This is a genomic window from Rhizobium sp. K102, assembly GCF_022385315.1.
GTDB classification, from domain to species: Bacteria; Pseudomonadota; Alphaproteobacteria; order Rhizobiales; family Rhizobiaceae; genus Rhizobium; species Rhizobium croatiense.
The window spans coordinates 1393414-1415185 of record NZ_CP092436.1 but is presented as its reverse complement, the minus strand read 5'-3'; the positions used below and the strand labels follow the sequence as shown (position 1 = coordinate 1415185).

The 21772-nt window shown below is 60.8% G+C and carries 14 protein-coding genes, 1 tRNA gene and 3 pseudogenes; 6 read left to right on the top strand and 12 right to left on the bottom strand.

All coding sequences use genetic code 11. The annotated features are described in order from the left end of the window. Positions 1-30: 30 nt before the first annotated feature. From MHI61_RS12815 to MHI61_RS12800, 4 genes and pseudogenes are all read right to left on the bottom strand, one after another. A complete protein-coding gene (locus tag MHI61_RS12815; RefSeq protein ID WP_239792837.1) occupies positions 31-3276 on the bottom strand; it encodes an adenylate/guanylate cyclase domain-containing protein in 3246 nt (1081 codons plus the stop codon). A 141-nt stretch (positions 3277-3417) separates the two neighbouring features. Further along, positions 3418-5679, bottom strand: coding sequence for a bifunctional diguanylate cyclase/phosphodiesterase (locus MHI61_RS12810; protein ID WP_239792282.1), 2262 nt, complete (start codon positions 5677-5679; stop codon positions 3418-3420). A 475-nt stretch (positions 5680-6154) separates the two neighbouring features. Further along, positions 6155-6536: pseudogene (locus MHI61_RS12805) on the bottom strand (hypothetical protein). 62 nt (positions 6537-6598) lie between these two features. Further along, positions 6599-7267 carry a hypothetical protein gene (locus MHI61_RS12800; RefSeq protein ID WP_239792281.1) on the bottom strand — a complete coding sequence of 223 codons (669 nt, stop codon included), beginning with the start codon at positions 7265-7267 and terminating at the stop codon, positions 6599-6601. A 258-nt stretch (positions 7268-7525) separates the two neighbouring features. Here MHI61_RS12800 and MHI61_RS12795 point away from each other — a divergent pair, with 258 nt between their 5' ends. Continuing rightward, positions 7526-8134 carry a TerC family protein gene (locus MHI61_RS12795; protein WP_064685883.1) on the top strand — a complete coding sequence of 203 codons (609 nt, stop codon included), beginning with the start codon at positions 7526-7528 and terminating at the stop codon, positions 8132-8134. Between the two features lie 79 nt (positions 8135-8213). Here the strand turns inward: MHI61_RS12795 and MHI61_RS12790 are convergent, their stop codons facing one another. From MHI61_RS12790 to metG, 3 genes are read right to left on the bottom strand one after another with little or no spacing between them, the layout of a single operon-like run. Beyond that, positions 8214-9029, bottom strand: a complete 816-nt coding sequence (locus MHI61_RS12790; RefSeq protein WP_239792280.1) for an MBL fold metallo-hydrolase — start codon at positions 9027-9029, stop codon at positions 8214-8216. Between the two features lie 4 nt (positions 9030-9033). Further along, complete coding sequence (locus MHI61_RS12785; protein WP_239792279.1) at positions 9034-9816, bottom strand: TatD family hydrolase; 783 nt, start codon at positions 9814-9816, stop codon at positions 9034-9036. Positions 9817-9820: 4 nt separating this feature from the next. Further along, a complete protein-coding gene (metG, locus tag MHI61_RS12780; RefSeq protein ID WP_239792278.1) occupies positions 9821-11371 on the bottom strand; it encodes a methionine--tRNA ligase in 1551 nt (516 codons plus the stop codon). Positions 11372-11603: 232 nt separating this feature from the next. Here metG and MHI61_RS12775 point away from each other — a divergent pair, with 232 nt between their 5' ends. Then, on the top strand, positions 11604-12392 hold the full coding sequence (locus tag MHI61_RS12775; RefSeq protein ID WP_010032467.1) for a sulfite exporter TauE/SafE family protein: 789 nt from the start codon (positions 11604-11606) through the stop codon (positions 12390-12392). A 117-nt stretch (positions 12393-12509) separates the two neighbouring features. Here MHI61_RS12775 and MHI61_RS12770 read toward each other — a convergent pair. The 4 genes and pseudogenes from MHI61_RS12770 to MHI61_RS12755 all read right to left on the bottom strand — a co-directional run bounded on the left by MHI61_RS12770 (position 12510) and on the right by MHI61_RS12755 (position 16889). Continuing rightward, positions 12510-13536 (bottom strand): annotated as a pseudogene (locus tag MHI61_RS12770) (DNA polymerase III subunit delta'). 8 nt (positions 13537-13544) lie between these two features. Then, the gene (tmk, locus tag MHI61_RS12765; protein WP_239792277.1) at positions 13545-14225 is read right to left on the bottom strand and encodes a dTMP kinase; all 681 of its coding nucleotides are present in this window, start codon (positions 14223-14225) and stop codon (positions 13545-13547) included. Between the two features lie 190 nt (positions 14226-14415). Beyond that, on the bottom strand, positions 14416-15573 hold the full coding sequence (locus tag MHI61_RS12760) for a D-alanyl-D-alanine carboxypeptidase family protein (RefSeq protein ID WP_239792276.1): 1158 nt from the start codon (positions 15571-15573) through the stop codon (positions 14416-14418). Between the two features lie 209 nt (positions 15574-15782). Next, positions 15783-16889, bottom strand: a complete 1107-nt coding sequence (locus MHI61_RS12755; RefSeq protein ID WP_239792275.1) for a septal ring lytic transglycosylase RlpA family protein — start codon at positions 16887-16889, stop codon at positions 15783-15785. Positions 16890-17430: 541 nt separating this feature from the next. Between MHI61_RS12755 and MHI61_RS12750 the strand changes: the two genes are divergently transcribed. Then, positions 17431-18252, top strand: coding sequence for an Ig-like domain-containing protein (locus tag MHI61_RS12750; protein WP_345774871.1), 822 nt, complete (start codon positions 17431-17433; stop codon positions 18250-18252). Between the two features lie 169 nt (positions 18253-18421). Continuing rightward, positions 18422-18511 (top strand) — tRNA-Ser (locus MHI61_RS12745). Positions 18512-19556: 1045 nt separating this feature from the next. On the opposite strand, the gene MHI61_RS12740 is transcribed toward MHI61_RS12745, so the two are convergent. Continuing rightward, on the bottom strand, positions 19557-20045 hold the full coding sequence (locus MHI61_RS12740; protein ID WP_239792273.1) for a RidA family protein: 489 nt from the start codon (positions 20043-20045) through the stop codon (positions 19557-19559). Between the two features lie 196 nt (positions 20046-20241). On the opposite strand from MHI61_RS12740, the pseudogene MHI61_RS12735 reads away from it, so the two are divergent. Further along, positions 20242-20941, top strand: a pseudogene (locus MHI61_RS12735) (TetR/AcrR family transcriptional regulator C-terminal domain-containing protein). Positions 20942-21536: 595 nt separating this feature from the next. Further along, positions 21537-21761: an alkylphosphonate utilization protein gene (locus tag MHI61_RS12730; protein WP_239792272.1), complete on the top strand. Its 225-nt coding sequence runs from the start codon at positions 21537-21539 to the stop codon at positions 21759-21761. Positions 21762-21772: the final 11 nt, after the last annotated feature.

Below are 21772 nucleotides of genomic sequence, written 5' to 3'. Positions count from 1 at the left end.
TATCAGGCGATCAGCGCGATGCGAATCTCTTCAGTCGAGAAACGGCAAGACGACGAGCGTGCCTGGATCCAGGTTGTGGCGGATGCACACATCCTGGGCCAGCGTGAAATACCGTTCCGCTTCGTCCATATCGTCATGTTCGAGGCTCAGCGTCGCCAAGCCATCATAACACGGAAAGAGCAGTTGTGGCTCGTCAATTTCCTTAGCAACCTCAAGAGCTTCTTCGTAATACTTACGAGCTAGCTTCGGCTGCCCATGGCATTGATGAATCTGGCCGAGCACGATCAGCGGCACGGACAAATGATCGCGCTGATCGAGCGCCCGGTCGATTTCGACTGCCTTTTCCGCCGCCGGCACGCCTTCGGCCGCGCAGCGATCGGTGAAGGTGCAGCAGGACACTGCGAGGTTGGCGAGAAGGCGCGCCTGGAAGCCGAGATCGCCGATGCGGGTTGCGACCTCCAGCCCACGGCGGCAGATCGTGATGGCGTTGGCCGGATCGACGATCGTGTAGAGAACGCCGAGATTGGAATAGGCGCGGCAGGCGGCGCTTTGCAGATCGGCCTTTTCGGCGACCGCCAGGCTGCGCTCCACTTCCTGCACGGCATCGCGCCGGCGTCCGAGCCGCGCGAGCGCTGCACCCTTGGTGTTCAACGCTTCCGCCATCGCCCGAGCTGCCTCGCGGCCGGCCTCGGTCGTTCCGTCGATCGGCAGCGTTTGCAGGCATTGCAGCGCCTGTGTCGCCCACTCGGCGGCGGCGGCCTGATCACCCATGCGGAAGGCCAGATGACCGCGCTCCTGCAGCAGGTGGGCATGTTCGACCGGCGCGTCGATCGCCGCGATCATCGCTTCCGCTGCGGCGCAATGCGTCTCCGCCTGGTCGCGGCGCCCCGCATCGAGATGCAGGCGGCCGATCTTTCGCAATATCCTTGCTGCGGCAATCCGGTCGTCGTTGGCGCGGTGGATCGCAAGCGCTTGCTGATAATGGGTCAAGGCATCGTCGCGGCGACCGGCAGGGCCGCAGAGATCGGCAAGGCGCTCCAGCAGCGCCAATTGCTCCGGCGTCACCTCCGGCTCGTCTGCGAAGGCCGCGAGCGCTTGACGATAGAGGCGCATTGCATCGTCATTGGCATAGGTCTTGCGCGCCTGATCGCCCGCCGCCATCAGATAGGTGGCGCCCTTGCCTTTGTCGGTGGTCAGGCTGAAATGATGGCCGAGTTGCGCCAGATGCTCGGGACGCTCGGGCGCCAGGCCGTATTGGCGCTCCAGAACCCGGCCGATCCTGCCATGGAGCTCCATGCGCCGTTGCAGCAGCAGGTTCTGATAGATGACGTCGTGCATCAATGTCTGGCTGAAGCGATAGCCAGGCGACCCGCCGGCATCGGGGCCGCGCAATTCTTCGACGATGTTGGCATCGCAGAGATAGTCCAGTGCGGCATCGATGGCGGCCGGATCGGTGGCGACGGCGCGGAGCAGGGCGGTATCAAATTTGGGGCCGACCACCGCCGCCTCCTGCGCCAACCGTCTCATTTCCTGCGGCAGACGATCGACGCGGGCAAGCAACAGAGCTTGCAGGTTCACCGGGATGGCGACATCCGTGTCGTCCGCCGCAACATGCCAGCGCTCACCGTCATGATGCAATGTGCCCATGTCGATCAGTCCACGCAGGATTTCTTCGATGAAGAGCGGATTGCCACCGGCGCGGTCGAGGATGCGTTTGCGCATTGCGACCGGAAGCTTGCCATGGGCCTCGCCAAAAAAGGCGGCAAGCAGCCTCTGCCCGTCGGCCGCAGCGAGTGGGCCAAGACGCTGGACGGTGACGTTGACGCGATTGGAGTTCAGCGGGTCGGTCTGCGCCGTCGGCCGGTAGATCACAAGCAGCATCAGCCGGCTGCGCTCCAGCCGGTCCATCATGAAGCGAAGCACTTCCAGCGAAGCTGTGTCCGCCCAATGCAGGTCCTCGATGACCAGCAGGAGAGGGCCTTGCGCCAGCCGCCGCTCGAAGACAGTGCGGATCGCGTAGAAGATCTGCCGCCGCAACTGCTCCGGCTCGATGTGCCGCAACGCACCGTCGGGATCACCGAGGCCGAGCACATGCAGAAAAAGCGGTAGGAGCCCGTCGATATCGTCCTGCGTGAGATCGAGTGCGCGAAACCCGGTCGTCAACAACTGTCGTGTCTTGTCGCGATCGTCGCGCTCGCCGATCCCGTAGGCGCTTCGCACGACCGCGGCGAGGGTGCCGTAGGATTGTTCGCCAAGGGGAGAGCAGGTGGCTTTGCGGATGGCAAGGCCAGGGAAACGGGTCGCATTCGCGGCGATCCCGACGAATTCGGTGGCCAGCCGCGATTTACCGATGCCCGCTTCGCCGATCAGGCGGACGAGCTGCGCCGCGCCGTCGCAGGCGAGATCGAGGCAGGTAAGTAGTCGCGACAATTCCACATCCCGTCCGATCATCGGCGCCTGAAGGCCGAAACCTTCGAGCCCGCGCGCCGTATGCGGCGCGTCCAGCAGCCCGGTCAGCCGATGGACGTGGACGTTTCCGCTTTTGCCGCGCAAGGTTTGTGCGCCGAGACTTTCGAAGGCAAAGGCATGGCGGGTGAGGCGATAGGTCAGCGGACCGACGAGAATATCGTTTTCGCCGGCCATGGATTGCAGCCGTTGGGCCGTGTTCACCGTATCGCCGGTCACGGAATAGGATTTGGCGCCAACCGCGCCGAAGCCGCCGGTAACGACAGGGCCGCTATTGATGCCGATATGCAGGCGCAGCGGTACGCCGGCGCGCGACTGCCAGCGTGTGCCGACCGCGGCGGCCCGGTCGATCATATCAAGTGCGGCGCCAAGCGCCCGCACCGGATCGTCCTCATGGGCAACCGGCGCGCCGAACAGCGCCAGAAGCGCGTCTCCGACGAACTTGTCGACGAAGCCGCCATAGGCTTCCACCGCCCGGGTCATCTCTTCGAACAATTCGTTCTGCAGCACCCGCATGGTTTCCGGGTCGATCTGCTCGCTCAGCGTGGTGAAGCCGCAGAGATCGGCAAAGAGCACCGTCACCGGCCGCCGGTCGGCATCGCCGTCGGATTTCGCCGGCACCAGCTCAATAGTCGGCTTCGGCGCAGGCGGGGCTTTACCTGAGATCGATGCACCGCATTTGGGGCAGAAGGCAAAATCGGGCTGACACGCATAGCCGCAGGCGGCGCAGGAGAGGGGTTGCCTTGCGCCGCATCGCGGACAGAAAGCAAAACCGCTCTGAATATCGAAACCGCAGCCGGCGCAGTCCATCGCTGGCATCTCACGAAACCCGATGTGCAACGGCCATGTCAGCCGACGGGCTTCACAAGAGATAAGAATGAACCTGCTAACGAAAGCTCGCAAGCACAAACAGACAGCGCAATAACGATCGTCATTTGAATGCGGCCGAGGCTATCGGCCCGCCTTTGCCACTTCTCTATCCGTCATACGGCAAAATTCGATCAACTGCTCCGAGGTCATGGGTCGGGCCAGAGCGTAACCTTGCAGCAAATGGCAGCCAAGATCTTTCAGGATCCTGGCGTGCTCCATTGTCTCCACGCCTTCGGCAACGATGTCGATGTTCTGAGACTGGCCGATTTCGATAATCGAGGAAACTAGACGGCGTTGAGATGCAGACACGATGATCGGTTTGATGATCTCTCGATCGATCTTAAGCCTTCGTGGCTCAAATCGAAGCAAGCTGACGATACTGGCGTGTTCCGTCCCGAAATCGTCGATCTCGATTTCGATGCCGAGCGCTTTGATTGCCGGAATGACTTCATTGAGGGCGGGCTGAAGCTCATCGAAGGAGATCGTTTCGAGCAGCTCGAAACACAGGCGACCCTTTGCTGCGGGAAGTTCGGACAGCTCGCCGAGCAGATTTGTTTGCGCCAGCCGCCGCGCTGAAATATTGACTGAAACCCGTGGGATATGCATTCCCAAGCCGTCCCACCGTGTCAGCTCGAACAGGGCCTTTTGCAGGATCAGCCTGTCCATGTCGGCACTGCGCCCAAGTCTTTCCGCAGCATCCAGAAACGCGTTCGGACCGAGCAGACCTTTTCGCGGATGATCCCAGCGGGCGAGCGCTTCGACGCCTGCGATATCGAGCGTGTTTGCATTGAACTGTGGCTGGAAGAACGCAACGAGTTCATCGCGGTCGAGCGCTTGATGGAATTCATCCGCCAGCTCTTTTGAATGGATTGCAGCGCTGCGAAGCTCTTCGGTGAAAACCGCGGCGCGGCCGCGGCCGGCTTTCTTCGCCTCGTACAGAGCCAAATCGGCATTCAGAAGCAGCTGACCGAGATCCTGGTCGCGAGCGCGTTCAGTCTCCCAGGCGACACCGACGCTTGCGCCGACCACATAACCGGCTCCATCGATAAAGATGGTCTGCTGCAGCGTGTCGACGATCTGCCTGGCCAATTCGGTTGCTTTAGGCTCGGGATTGCGGCTCCAGCTGGCGAAGACGAACTCGTCTCCGCCGATGCGCGCCGCGACGTCGTTTGGGCCGGTCAAATCGGCAAGCCGCGAAGCCGTTGTTTGCAGGACCATGTCGCCGCCGGCGTGCCCCTTCGTGTCGTTGATCTCTTTAAACCGGTCAAGGTCGATATGGATAAGGATCAGGCGGTCTTGCGGATCGGGCCTCGGCGGCTGCGAGATCATCTGGTCGACGAACCGCCGATTGGGTAGCCCGGTGAGGGCGTCATGCAGTGACAGGTGCTCCAGCCTCTGTCGTGCTCGGACGAGCTTGTTCTTGTGAAGGCGAAGTTTTTCGATGGTCTTCTGGCGCGATTTGGTCAGAAAGCCGACCCAGACGATCGGCGCGACGACACACAAGGCCAACAGGCTGGCATAAACCTCAAAAGTGCCGATGCCGTTATTCTGGCCCCATCCATGCCTGGGAAGTGCGGCGAGGGACCACCGGCCGTACGTCATATCGACGGAGGCGACGACCGGTTTCTTCCCAAAAGTTTCCAGGCTGCCAAGAAAGACCTGTTTGGCCGAATTCGGCTCCGGCGTCGTGCTGATGGCGATCTCCAGGCCGGTCGAACTGAGACCGCTATCCCGGTATAGCCTCGGAATATCGATGATTCCCGAAAGCAGACCCCAAAAGATCTGGCTGTTTCCATCGTCGATATAAACCGGGCACCTGACAACGAAAGCCGTTCCGCCTTGGACAAGTTCCACCGGGCCTGTCAGGACGATATTGTGGGTGTTGCGCGCCAGCATCGCGGCGGCCCGTTGCTTCTCATTTTTTCGGTAGTCGAGTCCGATGGCCTTTTCATTTCCTTTTTCCGGATAAACCCACTGGACCACCATGTCGGGCGCTGCAGCGAAGCTTCGCAATTGTGACTCAGGCTGCAGAATCTGCGCGGCAAGTTTGGAGAATCTGTTCTGGCCCATCGCCGGATCGACCGCGATACCCGCCGCCAAACCTTGCAACAGCTTCACATTGCTATTGAGGTTCGTCTGCAGTCGAGATGACATCGTCGCAAGCTCGCCGGCAACAACTGAACGTTCGTCGGCCAACGACCGCTCAAGCCGCCAGTCCGTTGCCACCCAAACGACGATGGCTGCGATTATGGCCGCAAATAGTGCCGGAGCGAATGCGCTCGCATGGCTCATCAGGGAGCGCGCGAGGCTGCGAATTATCTTTGTATTTCGTCGAAACTTCATCAGGTCGCCAGTGTGAATGACAGGCTTGCATCCTTGCACAGTTTCTTTAAGGCAACGCTAAACCGTCGATCCGGTTGCAGGAAAGACAATCCATGGTCAGTCGGCACGCACGGCTGCGTCCATCTTTGCGGAGCCGGGAGGCTGGCGAGGAGGCGAGACTGTCGCATCTCTAACTGGCCCAACTGTCGCATTACTAAATAGCCTCTACACACAAAGATCACATAAGAGAGATTATGGAACATAAGCCTTCGTCAACGAGGCCAAAGGCTTACGCCGCTCCGCCTTTGCGCTGCCCCAGTCCGGCTCAGCTCCGATCGCGTTTGCGGGTCCAAGGCGATATTCGGGCTCACCTTCACTCTGTCCATCGCTACTTGTTGGCGAATAACAGGCGCCCGGTCATTGCTTCGTAGTCTCCCACGGTTCGGACAACGACGATCAGAATGAAATCCACTTCGCCTGTTACGTGCCGGATCGTTCACCACCGTCTCGTCTGCGAGACATGACCGGCAAATCCGGCCAGCAATACGCCGAACGGCAAGCTTCTGATCGCCCTCGCCGCGACGAAGGCTGCGCCGGTGGCGATGGCGAGTTTCAGCCACGGATAGTCGCCGAGTTGGACATGGGCATTCGCATCGACGGATGTTGCCTTGGCTTTCAGCGCTGCTTCCGCATCGTCACGCAACAGGCCGATGCGGGCCTGAAGCAGCCGCAATTCCCGCTGCAGGTGGTGCAGACTTTGGTCGGCCTTTTCACGCGCGGAACTCGGCGGCGGCATCGGCAAAAGGCGGTTCGCCTTCCGCGACCAGTTCATCGGGATCGGGCGGAAGAAAGCCGTCGCGGTTGATGGATGATTGCATCGACTTGTCCTCGAATAAGTGAGCGCAGCGAGGCTCGACATTGCCGCCGGCCTCGCTGCACATCAATGATCGCGCCGGAAACTCTGGCTCTGCTGCGATCCGCCTTGCGTCTGCGACTGCTGTTGCGAATCGTTCGATGATGCGGAAGCGCCGGTGAATTTATAAGCGCGAACCTTGGCGCTTCCATGCGCGGTGTCGCGCACTGCGACCGGCGCCTCGTCGGAAGCCGGCCCTTCGAATGCGCTTTCGGATACTGCCAGGTCGTCCGCGGCCTTGCCGCCATGGGCCGAGCCCGCAAAACCGGTATTCGACCCGCCTTGGCGCCCGCTTTCCGATAACCAGAGATCAGCCCGCTCGTCGATGTCGATGCTGCCCTCGTCGTCCAGGATATCATGAACGGTTTCGTAGAGCGCGTCATCGATATCGTTGACCTGAACGAGGAAGCCGCCTCGCCGCAGCCCTTCTGCGTACATCGCGCGGTCCTCGTCCGGGAAGAAGAAGTCGGCCAGCGCGTCGAAGAAGCCGCTGCGGTCGTCGCTGATGACGCCGGCATGTTTTTCATCCGCCTCATATCCCGGCATCAATCTTATTCTCGCCACGGGGACGCCGGCGTCCTCGAGACGGGAAACCGCGGATTCGGCCTCCGACCGGCTGTCGAAAAATGCGGTAAGGCTGCCGCCGCCAACGGGGCCTGACAAACCCGGGTTGGTATCGTTGTGAATGTTGCTCACGGGAACTCTCCTCTCGATGTCGCGTTCCAGGCGCCGACCCGACGCCTGGTTTCCTGACTCGGAGAACCGGCAGCCGAGACGAATGTTCCACGGCAATGGCGACGGCTCGGCGGGGCTTGACCGTCAGTTCCATAATGCTGCCGCTTGTCGTTTCGGATGCACCGCGCAGTGAATTGCACGGGCTGTTGCATCCCTCAGCGGTTGACGTCAAACCGTGGAGACGCTAGCACGGCTTTTGACGCATTGGGGACATTTCATATGGACATCTTCACGGCAGCCGGTCTGACGGCTTTGCTGCAGGTCATTGCTATCGACCTTGTTCTCGCTGGCGACAACGCCGTGGTTATCGGTCTTGCCGCGGCCGGCCTTGAGGCCACGCAACGGCGCAAGGCGATCATCGTCGGCATTCTGGCCGCAACCATTCTGCGTATTCTCTTTGCCAGCGTCGCGGTCTATCTGCTGGCGATTGTCGGCCTGCTCCTGGCGGGCGGCCTGCTGTTGCTCTGGGTCTGCTGGAAGATGTGGCGCGAGCTTCGCAATGGCCATAGCGAGGAACACCTGGCGGAGACCGGCGAAGGCGCGCCGAAAAAGACATTCTTCCAGGCGGCGACCCAGATCGTCATCGCCGACGTCTCGATGTCGCTCGATAACGTGCTCGCCGTTGCGGGAGCTGCGCGCGAACATCCGAGCGTGCTGGTCATCGGCCTCGGTCTGTCGATCGCGTTGATGGGCATCGCCGCCCATGTGATCGCCCGGCTGCTCAGCCGCCATCGCTGGATCGCCTATGTCGGTCTGGTGATCATCCTCTACGTCTCGCTCGATATGATCTATCGCGGCGCCGTCGAGGTTCTGCCCTATATGCCGTGATCCTGCATCAGGGTCGAGGTTTTCGCCTCGACCCGCAGCGTCTTTTCAGACACAGAGCAGGAGGTTGCGGCGCCCAGAATTATGCGCTGACCTCAATCTCGAAGCTCATCTGGTCAAATGCCGGAACCACATGCTCGGGCGTCTCAGCCATCACCGCGTCGTAATCCAGCGGCGTATGCATATGGGTTAAAATCGCCCGTTTCGGCCTGAGCCGGCTGATCCAGTCGAGCGACTGTTCCAGCGACAGATGGCTCGGATGATAGGTATATTGCAGCGCGTCGATGATTAGAACGTCGAGATTTTGCAGCTTCTCGACGGTCTGCGGCGGGAAATCGCTGATATCGCTGCAATAAGCCACATCGCCGATGCGGAAGCCGAGCGAATGGATATCGCCATGCTGCTGGATATGCGGGTAAAAGTCGATCTTGCCGCCGGGGCCGCGGATTTCGACGGGTTCGTCGATATTTTCGATGACAACAGGCAGCACGATCGGCGGATAATTGCTGCCGGGCGGCGTTTCCAGGCAATAGCGGAAGGCTTCACGCAGCCTGTCCATCGTATATTGGTCGGCAAAGATCGGCACCCGGCGGCGTGTATTGTGGAAATAGCCGCGCAGATCGTCGATCCCGTGAATGTGGTCGGCATGCGGATGGCTGTAGAGTACGGCATCGACATGATCGGCCCCTGCCCTGATCATCTGCTCGCGAAAATCCGGCCCGGTGTCGACGACAACCGTCGTGACGCCCTCAGGGCCGAATTGCTGCACCATGAACGAGGCGCGCGTGCGCCGGTTTTTCGGATTGTCGGGATTGCAGGCACCCCAGTCGCCAGAAATGCGCGGCACGCCCGGTGACGACGAACAGCCGAGAATGGTGAAACGCCGCCAGTAGAGCACGCTGCTAGATCCTCGGCATTTTCGAGAACAGGCGGAAAGCGTTCTCCGTCGTGATCCGTGCGATCTCCGCGTAGGAAATACCGATCGTCTCGGCAAGCACTTCGGCCGTGTTGACGACATAGGACGGCTCGTTGCGCTTGCCGCGCCAGCGCTTCGGCGCCAGATACGGCGCGTCCGTTTCCACCAGCAGCCGATCATGCGGGACCGTCTTGGCAATCTCGCGCAGCTCTTCAGACTTCGGGAAGGTCAGGATGCCGGAAAAGGAGACATAGCCGCCGAGTTCGACGCCGGTTCGCGCAAGTTCCGGACCAGCCGAGAAGCAGTGCAGGATAAAGGGGAAAGCCCCCTTCCCCGTTTCCTCGGTCAGGATTGCTGCCATGTCCTCGTCGGCGCTGCGGCTGTGGATGACGAGCGGCAGCTGCGTCTCGCGCGCCGCCGCGATATGGCGGCGGAAGCCGGTCTGCTGGTCCTCAGGCTTTTGCGTATCGTAGAAATAATCGAGCCCCGCCTCGCCGATCGCCACCACCTTCTCATGGGCGTTGGCAAGGCGCACTAACTCTTCCGTTTGGATATCAAGCTCTTCGTCGGCATTGTTCGGATGCGTGCCGACCGAGCAGAACACCGAGGGATATTTTTCGGTAATTGCGAGCAGCCCGTCGAGCTTGCGCACCCGCGTCGAGATCGTCACCATCTGTTTGACACCAGCCCGATGCGCGCGCGCGACAATCTCGTCGCGCTCGGCCTCGAAGTCGGCGAAATCCAGATGGCAATGCGTATCGATCAGCACGGCCTCAAGCCTCCGGAGCCACATAACGCGGGAAGACCGGCGTCGGCGCCTCGAGCGGCGTTCCGGCGATCAGGCGGCCGGCATCGCCGAGGGCGGCAAAATCGCGCTTGTCGGCAGGCGCAGCCACGAGATCGAGCAGCTTGCCCGATGATTCCGGCATGAAGGGCTGCAGCAGGATGGCGATCTGGCGCACGACCTCGGCGGTGACGTACAGCACTGTGCCCATGCGCACCGGATCGGTCTTCTTCAGTGCCCACGGCGCCTGGCCGGCGAAATAGCGGTCGGTCTCGGAAACGACGGCTATGATCGAGGCAAGCGCCCGGTGGATCTGCTGCTTGCCCATGTCTTCGCGCGTCAACTCATGCAGCGCGTCGGCCTGCGCCAGCATCGCCTTGTCCTCGTCAGTCAGCGCCCCGCATTCCGGGATTTTGCCGTCACAATTCTTGACGATCATCGACAGCGAGCGGCTGGCGAGATTACCGATGCCATTGGCGAGATCGGAATTGATGCGCGTGCCGATCGCCTCTTCGCTGTAGCTGCCGTCCTGGCCGAAGGAAACTTCGCGCAGGAAGAAGTAGCGCACCTGATCGAGACCGAAATGGTTCACCAGATTGACCGGATCGACGACGTTGCCGAGCGACTTCGACATCTTCTCGCCCTTGTTGAGCAGGAAGCCGTGGGCAAAGACCCGCTTCGGCAGCGGCAGCTTCGCCGACATCAGGAAGGCAGGCCAGTAGACGGCGTGGAAGCGGATGATGTCCTTGCCGATGATGTGCACGTCCGCCGGCCAGTATTTCGCCCGCGGGCCGTTCCTGTCCTCGATATAGCCGGTCGCGGTGATGTAGTTGGTCAGTGCGTCGACCCAGACATACATGACGTGGGCCGGATCGTCCGGCACCTTGATGCCCCAGTCGAAGGTCGTGCGCGAGACCGAGAGGTCCTTGAGGCCCGACTTGACGAAGGAGATCACCTCGTTGCGGCGCTCGGCCGGGCCGATGAAATCAGGGTTTGCCTCGTAATGCGCAAGCAGCTTCTCCTGGTATTCGGAGAGCTTGAAGAAATAGCTTGCCTCTTCAACCCACTCGACGGGCGTGCCCTGCGGCCCGTAGCGCACGCCGTCGGCGCGCAGCTCCGTCTCGTTTTCCTGGTAATAGGCCTCGTCGCGCACCGAATACCAGCCGGCATAGCTGTCCTTGTAGATGTCGCCATTGTCGGCCATCAGCTTCCAGATGTTGCGCGACGTCTCGTGATGGCGCTCCTGCGTGGTGCGGATGAAATCATCGTTCGAGGCGTTGAGCAGCTTCGCCATCGCCTGGAATTCGCCGGAGTTGCGGTCAGCGAGCGCCTGGGCGGTAATCCCCTCGGCGCGCGCCGTCTGCTGCATCTTCTGGCCGTGTTCGTCGGTGCCGGTCAGGAAGAAGACATCTCTGCCGTCCAGGCGCTGGTAGCGCGCCATCGCATCCGTCGCGATCAGCTCATAGGCATGGCCGATATGCGGCTTGCCGTTCGGGTAGGAAATCGCGGTGGTGATGTAGAAGGGTGTCTTGTCTGTCATGGCGGCCAATGTCCGGCTTACTCTATAAAAATGGTCAGCCGCTCTTAGCGCATGTCTCCGCCAAGCGAAACATCAAGTTTTGGCGCCGTCATGATTTCCGGGACACGGGGGTCGTAACTTGACTCCGCTTCGCACCCAATTTACCGGTCGTCGGAAAGAGGGCGGGACAGAACGAAGTGTCAGTTTTCATCGATCCGGTTTGTTGTGGCCGCGCGCCGTTGGGGGCGCTTGTTTGACATTCGAGCCGCTCTATTCGATTTCGGGCCTGTTCGTCGGCGCGCTTGTCGGCATCACCGGCGTTGGAGGCGGTTCGCTGATGACGCCGCTGCTGGTGCTGCTGTTCGGCGTCCATCCCGCAACCGCGGTCGGCACCGATCTCCTCTATGCGGCGATCACCAAGACGGCGGGCACTGCCGTTCACGGCATGCATGGACGGATCAACTGGAAGATCGTCGGCAGCCTCGCCGCCGGCAGTGTGCCGGCCGCCGTGCTGATGCTCTGGCTGTTGGCAGGCGTCGATCGTAAAAGCATCGGCGTGACCAACACCATTACGGTTGCGCTCGGCTGGCTGCTTGTCATGACCGCGATCATGCTGGTCTTCCGAGGCTCAATCCTCGAATTGGCGCGGCGCGCCATCGGCGATCGCACGCCGCCGCAGCCGGCAACCATCCTCATCCTCACCGTCATTCTTGGGTTCTGTCTTGGCATCCTCGTCACCCTGACCTCGGTCGGCGCCGGTGCGCTCGGTGTGACGATCCTGCTGGTCCTCTATCCCAGGCTTAACGTGCGCGAGATCGTCGGTTCCGATATCGTCCATGCGGTTCCGCTGACCCTGATCGGCGGCATGGGCTATTGGCTGATCGGCGAGATCGACTGGGCGATGCTGTTTGCCCTGCTCGTCGGCTCGATTCCCGGCATCATCATCGGCAGCCTTCTGGCGCCGAAGCTGCACGAGCGCACCATCCGCATCGTCCTGGCCGCTACGCTCGCCGTCGTCGCAGGCAAGCTCCTGACCGGCTGACCAGGCATCAGGATTCTAATGCATATCGCCCGGAAGTGTGCAGCGTCCGGGACAACGACATGCATCAAAACAAAGAGCTAAAGCGCGTCGCATGAATCAAATTTGATGCGACGCGCTTTAGAGGCCCGGCTGCTTGATATCGGCGAGAATGCTGATGATCGTCTGCTTGCGGTCGAGATTATAGGCATCCGAAATGGTGAGCCGCTCGGTGATCTCGGAATAGAGCCGCGCCAGACGTTCGGCAGCAGCGATCTGCCCCTCGCCCGCTGCCACGCGCGCACGGTTCATGATGTCGTCACCGACATGGCTGACGAAGAAATCGAAGATCGTGTCGCTTTCCTTGCCCGCCAGCGCATCGGCCAGCCGGTGCATCGCCTTGCGGGCCGCCGGCCCTTCGGCGGAAAGCACCTCGTCATAGGCGGCGATAATCTCTCCGCCGCCATAGTTCAAGAGCTTCAACGCTTCGCCGACGCTGCCCTTGGCCGCCGATAGCACCGCCCCGCCCTCTCCCGATATGCCGAGATGGGCAAGGGCGGCGACAAGCGCGTCGTCGGCAAGCGGCGCCAGTTTCAGCGGCAGGCAGCGCGAACGGATCGTCGGCAGCAGCCGACCCGGCGCATGCGACAGCACCAGAAACAGCGCCCGCTTCGGCGGCTCCTCGAGGATCTTCAGGATGGCGTTGGCCGCATTGCGGTTCATGTCGTCGGCCGGATCGATGATGACGATCCGCCAGTTGCCGGTGCCTGACGTCTGCGAGAAGAACTTGCCGGCGCGGCGCACCTCGTCGACTGTTATCGCCGATTTCACCTTGCCGGTCTTTTCGTCCACCGGCCGGGCAAGATGCAAGAGATTGTGCGAGGCGCCGGAGACGATCTGCCGGCTGACCGCCGAGGCGGGGTCCGGATCGCCGATCGTCTCCGGCGCCGTCTCGGGATCGGGATGCGAAAGCACGTGGTTGGCGAAGCGGAAGGCGAGCGTCGCCTTGCCGATGCCCTCCGGCCCCTCGATCAGGATGGCGTGATGCCCCTTGCCGGATCGGTCAGGATTGGGCGAGGAAGGCCTCCGCCGCCTCATGGCCAAATAATCTGGTGTTCTCGGCGGGCCAGATGGCGCCGTCGAGCAGTCCCGGCCTCTCCTCACTCATAATGGGCTTCACTCATGATGGGCCGCTTCCGGCAATCGGGCGCGGTCTGCGGGCGATTTGAGCTGCCTGACGATTGCCAGAATCTCGGCCGCGATCGCCTCCTCCGTCTGCATGGCGTTGACCACGTGGCAGCGCTCCGGCTCGCGCACGGCGATATCGAGAAAGGCTTCGCGCCGTTTTTCATGCGTTTCGAGCCGCTCCTTCTCGAAGCGGTCGGGCGCTTCGGCAGCGCTGCGCTTCTGCGCCCGCTCCAGGCCGACCTTTGCGGGAATGTCGAGTATCAAGGTGCAATCGGGCACGACGCCATTGATGGCGATGCGCTGCAGCGTCTCGATGAAATCGGGTTCGAGGTTGCCGGTGATACCCTGGTAGACACGGGAGGAATCCATGAAGCGGTCGCAGAGCACGATCTTGCCCGCGGCAAGGGCCGGCCGGATCACCTCTTCGACATGGTCGTTGCGCGCAGCGGCAAAAAGGATCGCCTCCATCCGTGTGCCGAACGCCTCGGCAGCCCCGGACAAGAGCACGTGGCGCACGGCCTCGGCGCCGGGCGACCCGCCCGGTTCCCGCGTCACCAGCACCTCGTGACCTTCGCCCTTCAGCGCCTCCGCGATGCGGCGGATCTGCGTGGATTTCCCCGCGCCTTCCCCGCCTTCAAACGTAACGAACAATCCCGTACCGGATGACAATGACAGCTTCCCGCATTCCGGGCGCCGCACGCGCGCGCCCCGCCTCTTCTATCTATCCGAAGACATCGGGAAGGAAAACCTTTCGCCGCGGCGACATAATCACCTTCCCCGGCAAATTATATCAGAAGGCCCGGCGCTCAAGTCTTGAACATGTGGTGCGCGACAGTGCGGCCGCTTGACGATAACGGCTTCAGCCGGGCGCGGACTTGTCCCAGAGCCAGGAGAAAAACAGCGATTCGCCGAGTTCCAGCATGGCATCCACGGCGCGGCTGCTGAGCGAGCCTTCGCCAACCGCCTGCGCGGTATAGAGCGGGACTTCCCTGAGAAGCCGGCTGCCGGCGAATATCCTGAGCGTGCCGGCCTGATAATCCGGCTGCACCGGCGCTGTCAGCGGCCAGCGATAGACGATGCGCGCCGACAGCCGGTCGGGATTGCTGACCGGAATATAGACGCTGACCGGTGCTTTGGCGATCAGATCGACGGTGCGCGCCGTGCCGCCATAGACGCTGGCTGCGCCGATCACTTCATGCTCGGCGAAAATCTGCCGGCTCTCGAAAGCCGTCAGGCCCCATTCGAGCACACGCTTGGCCTCTTCGGTCCGCTCCTTGTCGGAGGCGATTCCGGCGAGCGCCAGAAACAGCCGCCGGCCGTCGCGCTGGACCGAGGCGACGATCGAATAACCCTCACCCTCGGTAAAGCCCGTGGCAAGTCCGTCAGCGCCGAGATCGAGCGCGAGCAGCGGGTTGCGGTTGCGCTGGAAGATCTTGTTCCACTCGAAATCGGGCTGGGCAAAATAGGGATAAAGATTGGGATAGGATTGCTGGAGGGCGGCGGCAAGCGTCACCATCTCGCGCGCCGTCACCTTGCTCTTGCCATCAGGAAGGCCGGTGGAATTGCCGAACACCGCCTTCTCCATGCCGATCTCGCGGGCGCGGCGCGTCATCGATTCGGCGAATTGCTGCTCGCTTCCGGCCATGCCCTCGGCGAGAATTATGCAGCTGTCATTGGCGCCCTGGATGGCGATGCCCTTGATCAGGTCTTCGACGCGCACGCGCGATTTCAGGGCGGCAAACATCGTCGCCGTCCTCGACGGCGCGCCGCCGGTGCGCCAGGCATATTCGGAAACGGGATATTCGGTGTCGAGCGTGATCTGGCCCTTGGTCACCGCCTCGAAGACGAGATCCATAGTCATCAGCTTGGCAAGCGAAGCCGGCGAAAAGCCCTGATCCTCGTTCTTGGCGAGAAGCACCGTGCCGGTCGATGCCTCGATCATATAGGCCTGCGCCGCCTTGGTGGCGAAACCGGCGCCGCCGCCATCGGCTGCCTGCGCGCCTGTGGCGAGCGGCATCAGGCATGCAAGAGCAAATGCGGCAAAAGTGCCGAGCGGTTTTGCCTCCGGAATTGCGGAAAAACATAAGGCTAGAGCGGGTCTGCGCTTCGGTGAAAAGCGCAACCGCTCTAGAAGGCGAAGCACAGGCCTCAGCATCGCAAGTCCCATCGGTGAACGGCAGTTTTGAGAAGGTTAGAGCGCGGCGAAATCCGATGCAATCGCCATGCTCAGCGCGCCGCGGATTTTGCCTGCTGGCGCTTGGCCGAGGCAAGGATCGAGGCCTGCGTCAGCCCGTCATTGCGCACCATCACCGCGTCGAAGGCGAGATCGACCGTCACCGTCTTCACGCCCTCGTACTGATAGCCGAGCGCGAGGGAAGGCTGAGAGCCGCCATAGGGGCGTTCATAGGGCATGGGACCGATCTCCGGCAGCACGACCATCTGATCGAAGGCCGGCGCGGCGTTTGAGGACGGGGCCGTTGGCGCCACCAGAACATGGGCGCCCGGGGCAAGCGCGGGCGCCGCATTGTAGCGCGCGCTCGGCGTCGAGCCGGCATAGGAGGTCGCCGACATCGGCACCGGTACCTTGGCCGGCTGCGCCTCGTAATCTTCGGCGCTCTGCAGTTGATCGCGGGTGATCTTGCGGCTGTTGGAGGCAACCATTACGCCGCTTGCAATCTGCCCTTCCGGATTGACGCCGGGAATTCGGCTGCCCTTCGGTACGTAGGAAGCCATCAGATAGGGCATGTCGTGGCCGTCCATACGAGCGCGGCCGACATATTGCACGCGCACCTTGCCGGTGCCGCTGTGCTGCAGATCCAGCATGTTGGCAGTCTTGTTGGAAAGGTCGATGATGCGTCCTTCGTGATAGGGACCGCGATCGTTGACGCGCACGATGATCGATGAGCCGTTCTCGACATTGGTGACGCGAGCATAGCTCGGCAGCGGGAAAGTCGGATGCGCGGCGGAAAGATGCATCTGGTCGTAGACTTCGCCGTTAGCCGTCAGGCGTCCATGAAAGGCCGAACCATACCAGGAAGCGATGCCGACCTTGCTATAGGAGAAGTCTTCCTTCGGATAATACCATTTACCCTTCACCACATAAGGATTGCCGACGATGTAGCGGCCCCCGCCCTTCGGGATGTTGTTGCCGGTGGCGACGCGGGGGCTGGCCTTTACGCCATATTCGGATTCCGAGAAATACTCTTTGCCATGGGCCTTTTTCTTCGGCACGGCCTGTGTCGTGCCGCATGCCGCAACCGTCGCACACATCGCCGATATCGCCAGCCATCGCGCTGTCGTTGCGAAAGACGTCGCCCCGTATCCCAATGTCATATGTCCCACGCCGCTCAAACATCGTTATGGTTAAGGAACTTTGCCCCATCTTGGGCCAATAACGCCTTATGCCCACCCGCCTAACGAGACTTTAAATTTGCTAGGTTCGTGGCGAATTTACGAACGTTTTCGAGGCGATAGCGACAAATCTAATAATTATGGTTTACAGATCGCTAACGCGAAGCTGCCGCCCTGCCCTTTCCATGGCTGCAGTCTGAGCCGCAAGGGCGTGCCGATGCGGATCATTTGGCACTGCAAAGCCAGCTTTCGGAGCGCGAGATGCCCCGGAGCGAAACAGCTGCGACATGAAGGTTAACGGCCACCGAGTGCCAAGAGGCCGCCGATCTCCGCTGGAGTTGGAGCTTTCGCCTCAGGGTAGTAACGCGGCTTACTCTTCACGCTCCTGCAGCGGTAACCGCGGCAGTCGCTCCCTTGGAGCGTGTAGTTTGTCGCTTGACTCAAAGTGGAGTAGAAAGTTTATTTGCCGCGTTCGGGTCGTAGCCCGGCGTCCTTTCCACGCTCATCTTTAGGGAGACGAGCTATGGCAAATCACAAACCAGCAGTGCCTGACGTGTCGGTCCACGACTACGCACCAGCGGAAGCCATTGAAGGAAACCTTCTCGACAGCGCCTCAGATTCCGATGGCGACCTGCTTCAGGTTCAGTTCGTCAACGGAATAAGAATTCCCAACAAGGCGGGTGAAGCAGGATATCTGACCATCGAGGGTGAGCACGGAACGCTGACGGTCTGGAGCAACGGCAGCTATAGTTACACGGTCAGTGATCCCGCAAGCCTTGAGTCCGGTGAAGTCTTCGCCGAGAGATTCTCCTTCAAGATCTCCGATGGAAAAGGCGGCACGGATGTCGCCAATCTCAACATCGGCGTGCATACGCCTCCGGAAGGGCTGTATTCCATCGATTTCGAGAATGCTCCGACGGAATATCCCGGGCAGCCGGATATCGCCTCGGGCTATGCCGGTTTCAAGTTTGGCGACAAGCTCGACGGCAATTTGTGGACGGTCGCCGAATCCGTCGGCAACGAATACGTCGTCACCAACCCCTACAATCCATTCTTCGATCGCGTTGACGGCAAACTCTTCACCGTGGAGGGTGTCGACGTCGCAACGGTTTTCGACCCAGCCTATCAAGGTATCGATGCCCTTGTGACGTTCGAAGGCTATATCGGCGGCAACAAGGTGAGCGGGATGTCGCTGACGGTTTATGGCGACACCATTGCCGATGGCCAGCACATTTCGCTGGAGGCCTTGGGAGCGGTCGATTTCATCCGCTTCGATATTCAGCCCGAGGTAGAGCCGACGGGCTTTCCGCAGCTCGCATTTGACAACTTCACCGTCCTGGTCTGACGACGGCAGAGAGAAGCGGCTGTCGAAGCCGCTTCTCTGCAGAACAAGTTGACGCTGCGGTCAAAGCTGCTAAAAAGCCGGCCTGTGAGTGAATGGGCAGCAAATCGGCAGAAACCACCGATGCAGCAGAAATCCCGCAACGGAATTTCTTACAGCTTCTCAATTACTTGGAAGAGTGTCCGAGTGGTTTAAGGAACCGGTCTTGAAAACCGGCGTGCGGGAAACCGTACCGTGGGTTCAAATCCCACCTCTTCCGCCATATTCCATTTTACGTGCCGGCGTTCAGCCGCCCGATGCGGCGGTCTTGAGGCATGACCCTAAGGGACCGAATGCAGGCGGATGAAATCGCCAACTGGTGAGGCGGGCGGTGCGATTGTCGTGGCAAAGTTACCCCGGCAGGCTCCTCCCTCGCCTAGCCCTAAATCGGCACCTCCTACTCCTTGCATAAATTCACAAGGCGCATAGATTCAATCTATCCGATAGCTTCTGCTGGTGACCACGGATGTACTGGCACCGTGCTGATGCAATCAAAGAAAGGTCGGAGCGACCATTCGCGCCGACCTTTCTTTTCATCCAATACCGTACTGTGGCTACTGCCGATAATTCCCATCCATGCCCGACACCCTAATCTCCCGGCAGCGGAGTTGCTCAGACCCGGACAAGTATCGACGCAGGTTGCCCAACTGCATGTTCTTATGACGTGGGCAGTTGCCCTTGGTCTTATGCGGCTTGCAAAGTCCGCACGCAGCTTTGCGGGGGCGCTTTCTTTTGTGATGCATGTTTATCTCCGAACGAAATCGGTGCGCCCTGATGGCGCACGCGTATGTGTCGGAGATTTGAAAGCGATAGCTTTGTCATGGAGCCGTTTTAGCATGAGTTCGCTACGCGTCGGAAGACCGGCCGACGCGCCTCATGTGTCGGAGAGTGTGGTGATCGCGCCGGCCATTGGTAATTTGTGGCGCTCAGCCGCGTCATCCGGCGACTGCGGTTGAGCGCTGAGCAACAGCGCCGGCTTTTTGGCGCGCTACGAAGCGGACCTCGCAGCCCGTAAGGCGGGCGCTTCGGCGTCACGAGCAGCGGCTGAGAAGGCTTACGAGGAGGCTTTGTCATGCTGGCAGTTCATCAGCAAACTGCTCAAATACAGTCGCCTCACCCTCAAGCTGCTCGTCAGTGAAGCCTTCCGCCTACAGCCAGGGCTTCAAGTGCCGCCAGTTCCAGCAGTCGAAAGCGATCTTCCGGATATCAGGTCGATCGAACAGCCAGCGAGAGCGGCAGCCTTGCCGCAGCCGGTTCGCTTGCGGCCGTTATTCCAGGACGACGACGGCTTCGACCTCGAAGAGCATCGGGTCTATTGCAAGTTTGGGAACCGGGACAAGCGTCTGCGCCGGCAGCGCCGCGCCGAAGGTTTCTTTGACATTTCTGGTCAGCACTTCGAGCTTGGACATGTCGTGATCGACCACGAAGACCGTAAGCTTGACGACCTGATCCGGCCTTGTGCCGAGCCCATCGAGAGCGGCGCGCAGATTGGCATAGGCCTGCTTAACCTGGACGGCGAAGTCCGGCGACAAGGCGCCGGTGCTGTCCTGGCCACCCTGTCCGGAGATAAAGGCCAACCGGGCGCCGCGCGGTGCGATCACCGCCGTGCTGTAGCCGTTCGGTGTCGGGTCGTAGAGGTTTTTCGGATTGACGATGGTTGGCTTGAGGTCGCCCGCATTCGCCGTCGTCGCAGTGGAAATTCCCGTGGTCATGATGATCAGCCCTCCGAAAAGTAGATGTTTGATGGTGTGTGACATGATTTTCTCTTGGTCCTGCGGACTGCGAGCAACGTCGCCCGCGGTCTCCGGATTGAATTCTCGTTCGATCGTCGCATAATTAACTCGTACAACGTACGATCAAATGGCATCGTACGTTGTACGAGTCGATCGGCCGGAGTCGACATTCGTGGCTTTGTCGGCTTACAACGACTTTCAGATCATTTGGGAAGGACGCATGGCAGCCAAAGGCGGCGGCGATCAGGGTAAACGGCCTCAACGGCAAGCTGGGTCGGTCCCGTCCATGCAGCAGGCGGGCAGTGAACCGGCGCTTTCGATCGAACGGATCGTAGCGACCGCGGTCGAACTGCTGGACGCCGAAGGTGTCGACGGATTGAAGATGCGCCGCCTGGCCGATCGCCTCGGCGCGGGCGCGATGAGCCTTTATTGGCACGTCGACAACAAAGAGGAAGTCTTTGATCTCGCGCTCGAACTCGGTTCTCGAATATCGGGGGCCGTCACAAAGGATCGAGGCTGCGGATTGGCGCGGCGCAATCTTTCACATGCTCGAGGACTGGCGTGCCAGCATGCTGCGCCATCCCTGGTCGGCATCGCTGCTGCCGCGCCGGGCGCTCGGCCCGAACATCCTCAGCCGCCTGGAACTGCTGGGCAGGATCTTATCCGGAGCCGGCGTCGCAGAGGCAGATTTGAACGGCGCGATATGGTCGCTCTGGAACTATGTGATCGGCGCGACCATCACCCGTGCGAATTTCGACCTTTCCGACGACGACATGGCCGCCGCGCAGCAGCGCCTTGCTCATCTCAGCGAAAAATATCCGACAATCGAGCGTGCTCGTCTGCTGCTGGATAATGATTGGGACGGCGCTTTCAGGAAAGGTCTGGATTTCCTGCTTGACGGGCTCGTGCCAAGACAATGAACCGGGCTCAGCCTTCCAGTTGATCTGCACTCCTGGTCAGGAGCTTTGACCAAGATCCTGGTTTGATTGAGATTGTCCAGGACCGTCGCCGGCCTTGACTTCGGTTCGCCCGACTACCCGATGAAATGATCGAGGACTGAAGGTGTGAGGGGGCCTCACGATAATAGCGAGTAGACCCAGACGCCGATAGAACCCCAGAAGATCAACGGCGTCAGTATCATTCCTACAACGATAAATTTCGTCACGGCTATAAAACTCCGCAATTCCGCCCCGCCGCGAAAATCTATTGCAGCAATCAAGCGTTTGGTATCGGCACGAAGTCCGGGGCGGATCGGACCTTGGTCGGTTTGGCTCGAAGGGCCACGGGCCGGGAATTGATCTGGGTCGCCTCCCCGTCAGCTCAATACCCCACGGGCGCTCGGCGACGACGGTAAGTCCCAACCGAGATGGCGAGTGCCCGCGGCGATCATGTGGCCGCGACGGCAAAAGTGATCTGCATGTCCAGGTGAACGACCTTGGGAGGCGCGGCAGGGCGGCGGTTGACTATCCCGTGTCGTCGTGATTACCCCTGCCGCATCATCAAAGCGAGGACATCATGGCCGAGGACATTATTGTAAAGGATAGCAACGGAAGCCAGCTTCACGACGGCGATTCCGTCACGCTGATCAAAGACCTCAAGGTCAAGGGCACCTCGGAGACGCTGAAGCGCGGAACCCTGGTTAAGGGCATTCGACTGACCGACAATCCCGGCGAGGTCGAGTGCAACACCAAGCAGGTCAAGGGCCTCGTGCTGAAAACGGAATTCCTCAAGAAAGCATAGGATTCGCTCGC

Coding starts and splice junctions, on each gene's coding strand:
- MHI61_RS12795 (WP_064685883.1), top strand. CDS start 7,526: ATGGACATCTTCACGGCAGCCGGTCTGACGGCTTTGCTGCAGGTCATT.
- metG (WP_239792278.1), bottom strand. CDS start 11,371: ATGACAGACAAGACACCCTTCTACATCACCACCGCGATTTCCTACCCG.
- MHI61_RS12755 (WP_239792275.1), bottom strand. CDS start 16,889: ATGACATTGGGATACGGGGCGACGTCTTTCGCAACGACAGCGCGATGG.
- MHI61_RS12810 (WP_239792282.1), bottom strand. CDS start 5,679: ATGAAGTTTCGACGAAATACAAAGATAATTCGCAGCCTCGCGCGCTCC.
- MHI61_RS12740 (WP_239792273.1), bottom strand. CDS start 20,045: ATGTCACACACCATCAAACATCTACTTTTCGGAGGGCTGATCATCATG.
- MHI61_RS12750 (WP_345774871.1), top strand. CDS start 17,431: ATGGCAAATCACAAACCAGCAGTGCCTGACGTGTCGGTCCACGACTAC.
- MHI61_RS12815 (WP_239792837.1), bottom strand. CDS start 3,276: ATGGACTGCGCCGGCTGCGGTTTCGATATTCAGAGCGGTTTTGCTTTC.
- MHI61_RS12760 (WP_239792276.1), bottom strand. CDS start 15,573: ATGCCGCTCGCCACAGGCGCGCAGGCAGCCGATGGCGGCGGCGCCGGT.
- MHI61_RS12730 (WP_239792272.1), top strand. CDS start 21,537: ATGGCCGAGGACATTATTGTAAAGGATAGCAACGGAAGCCAGCTTCAC.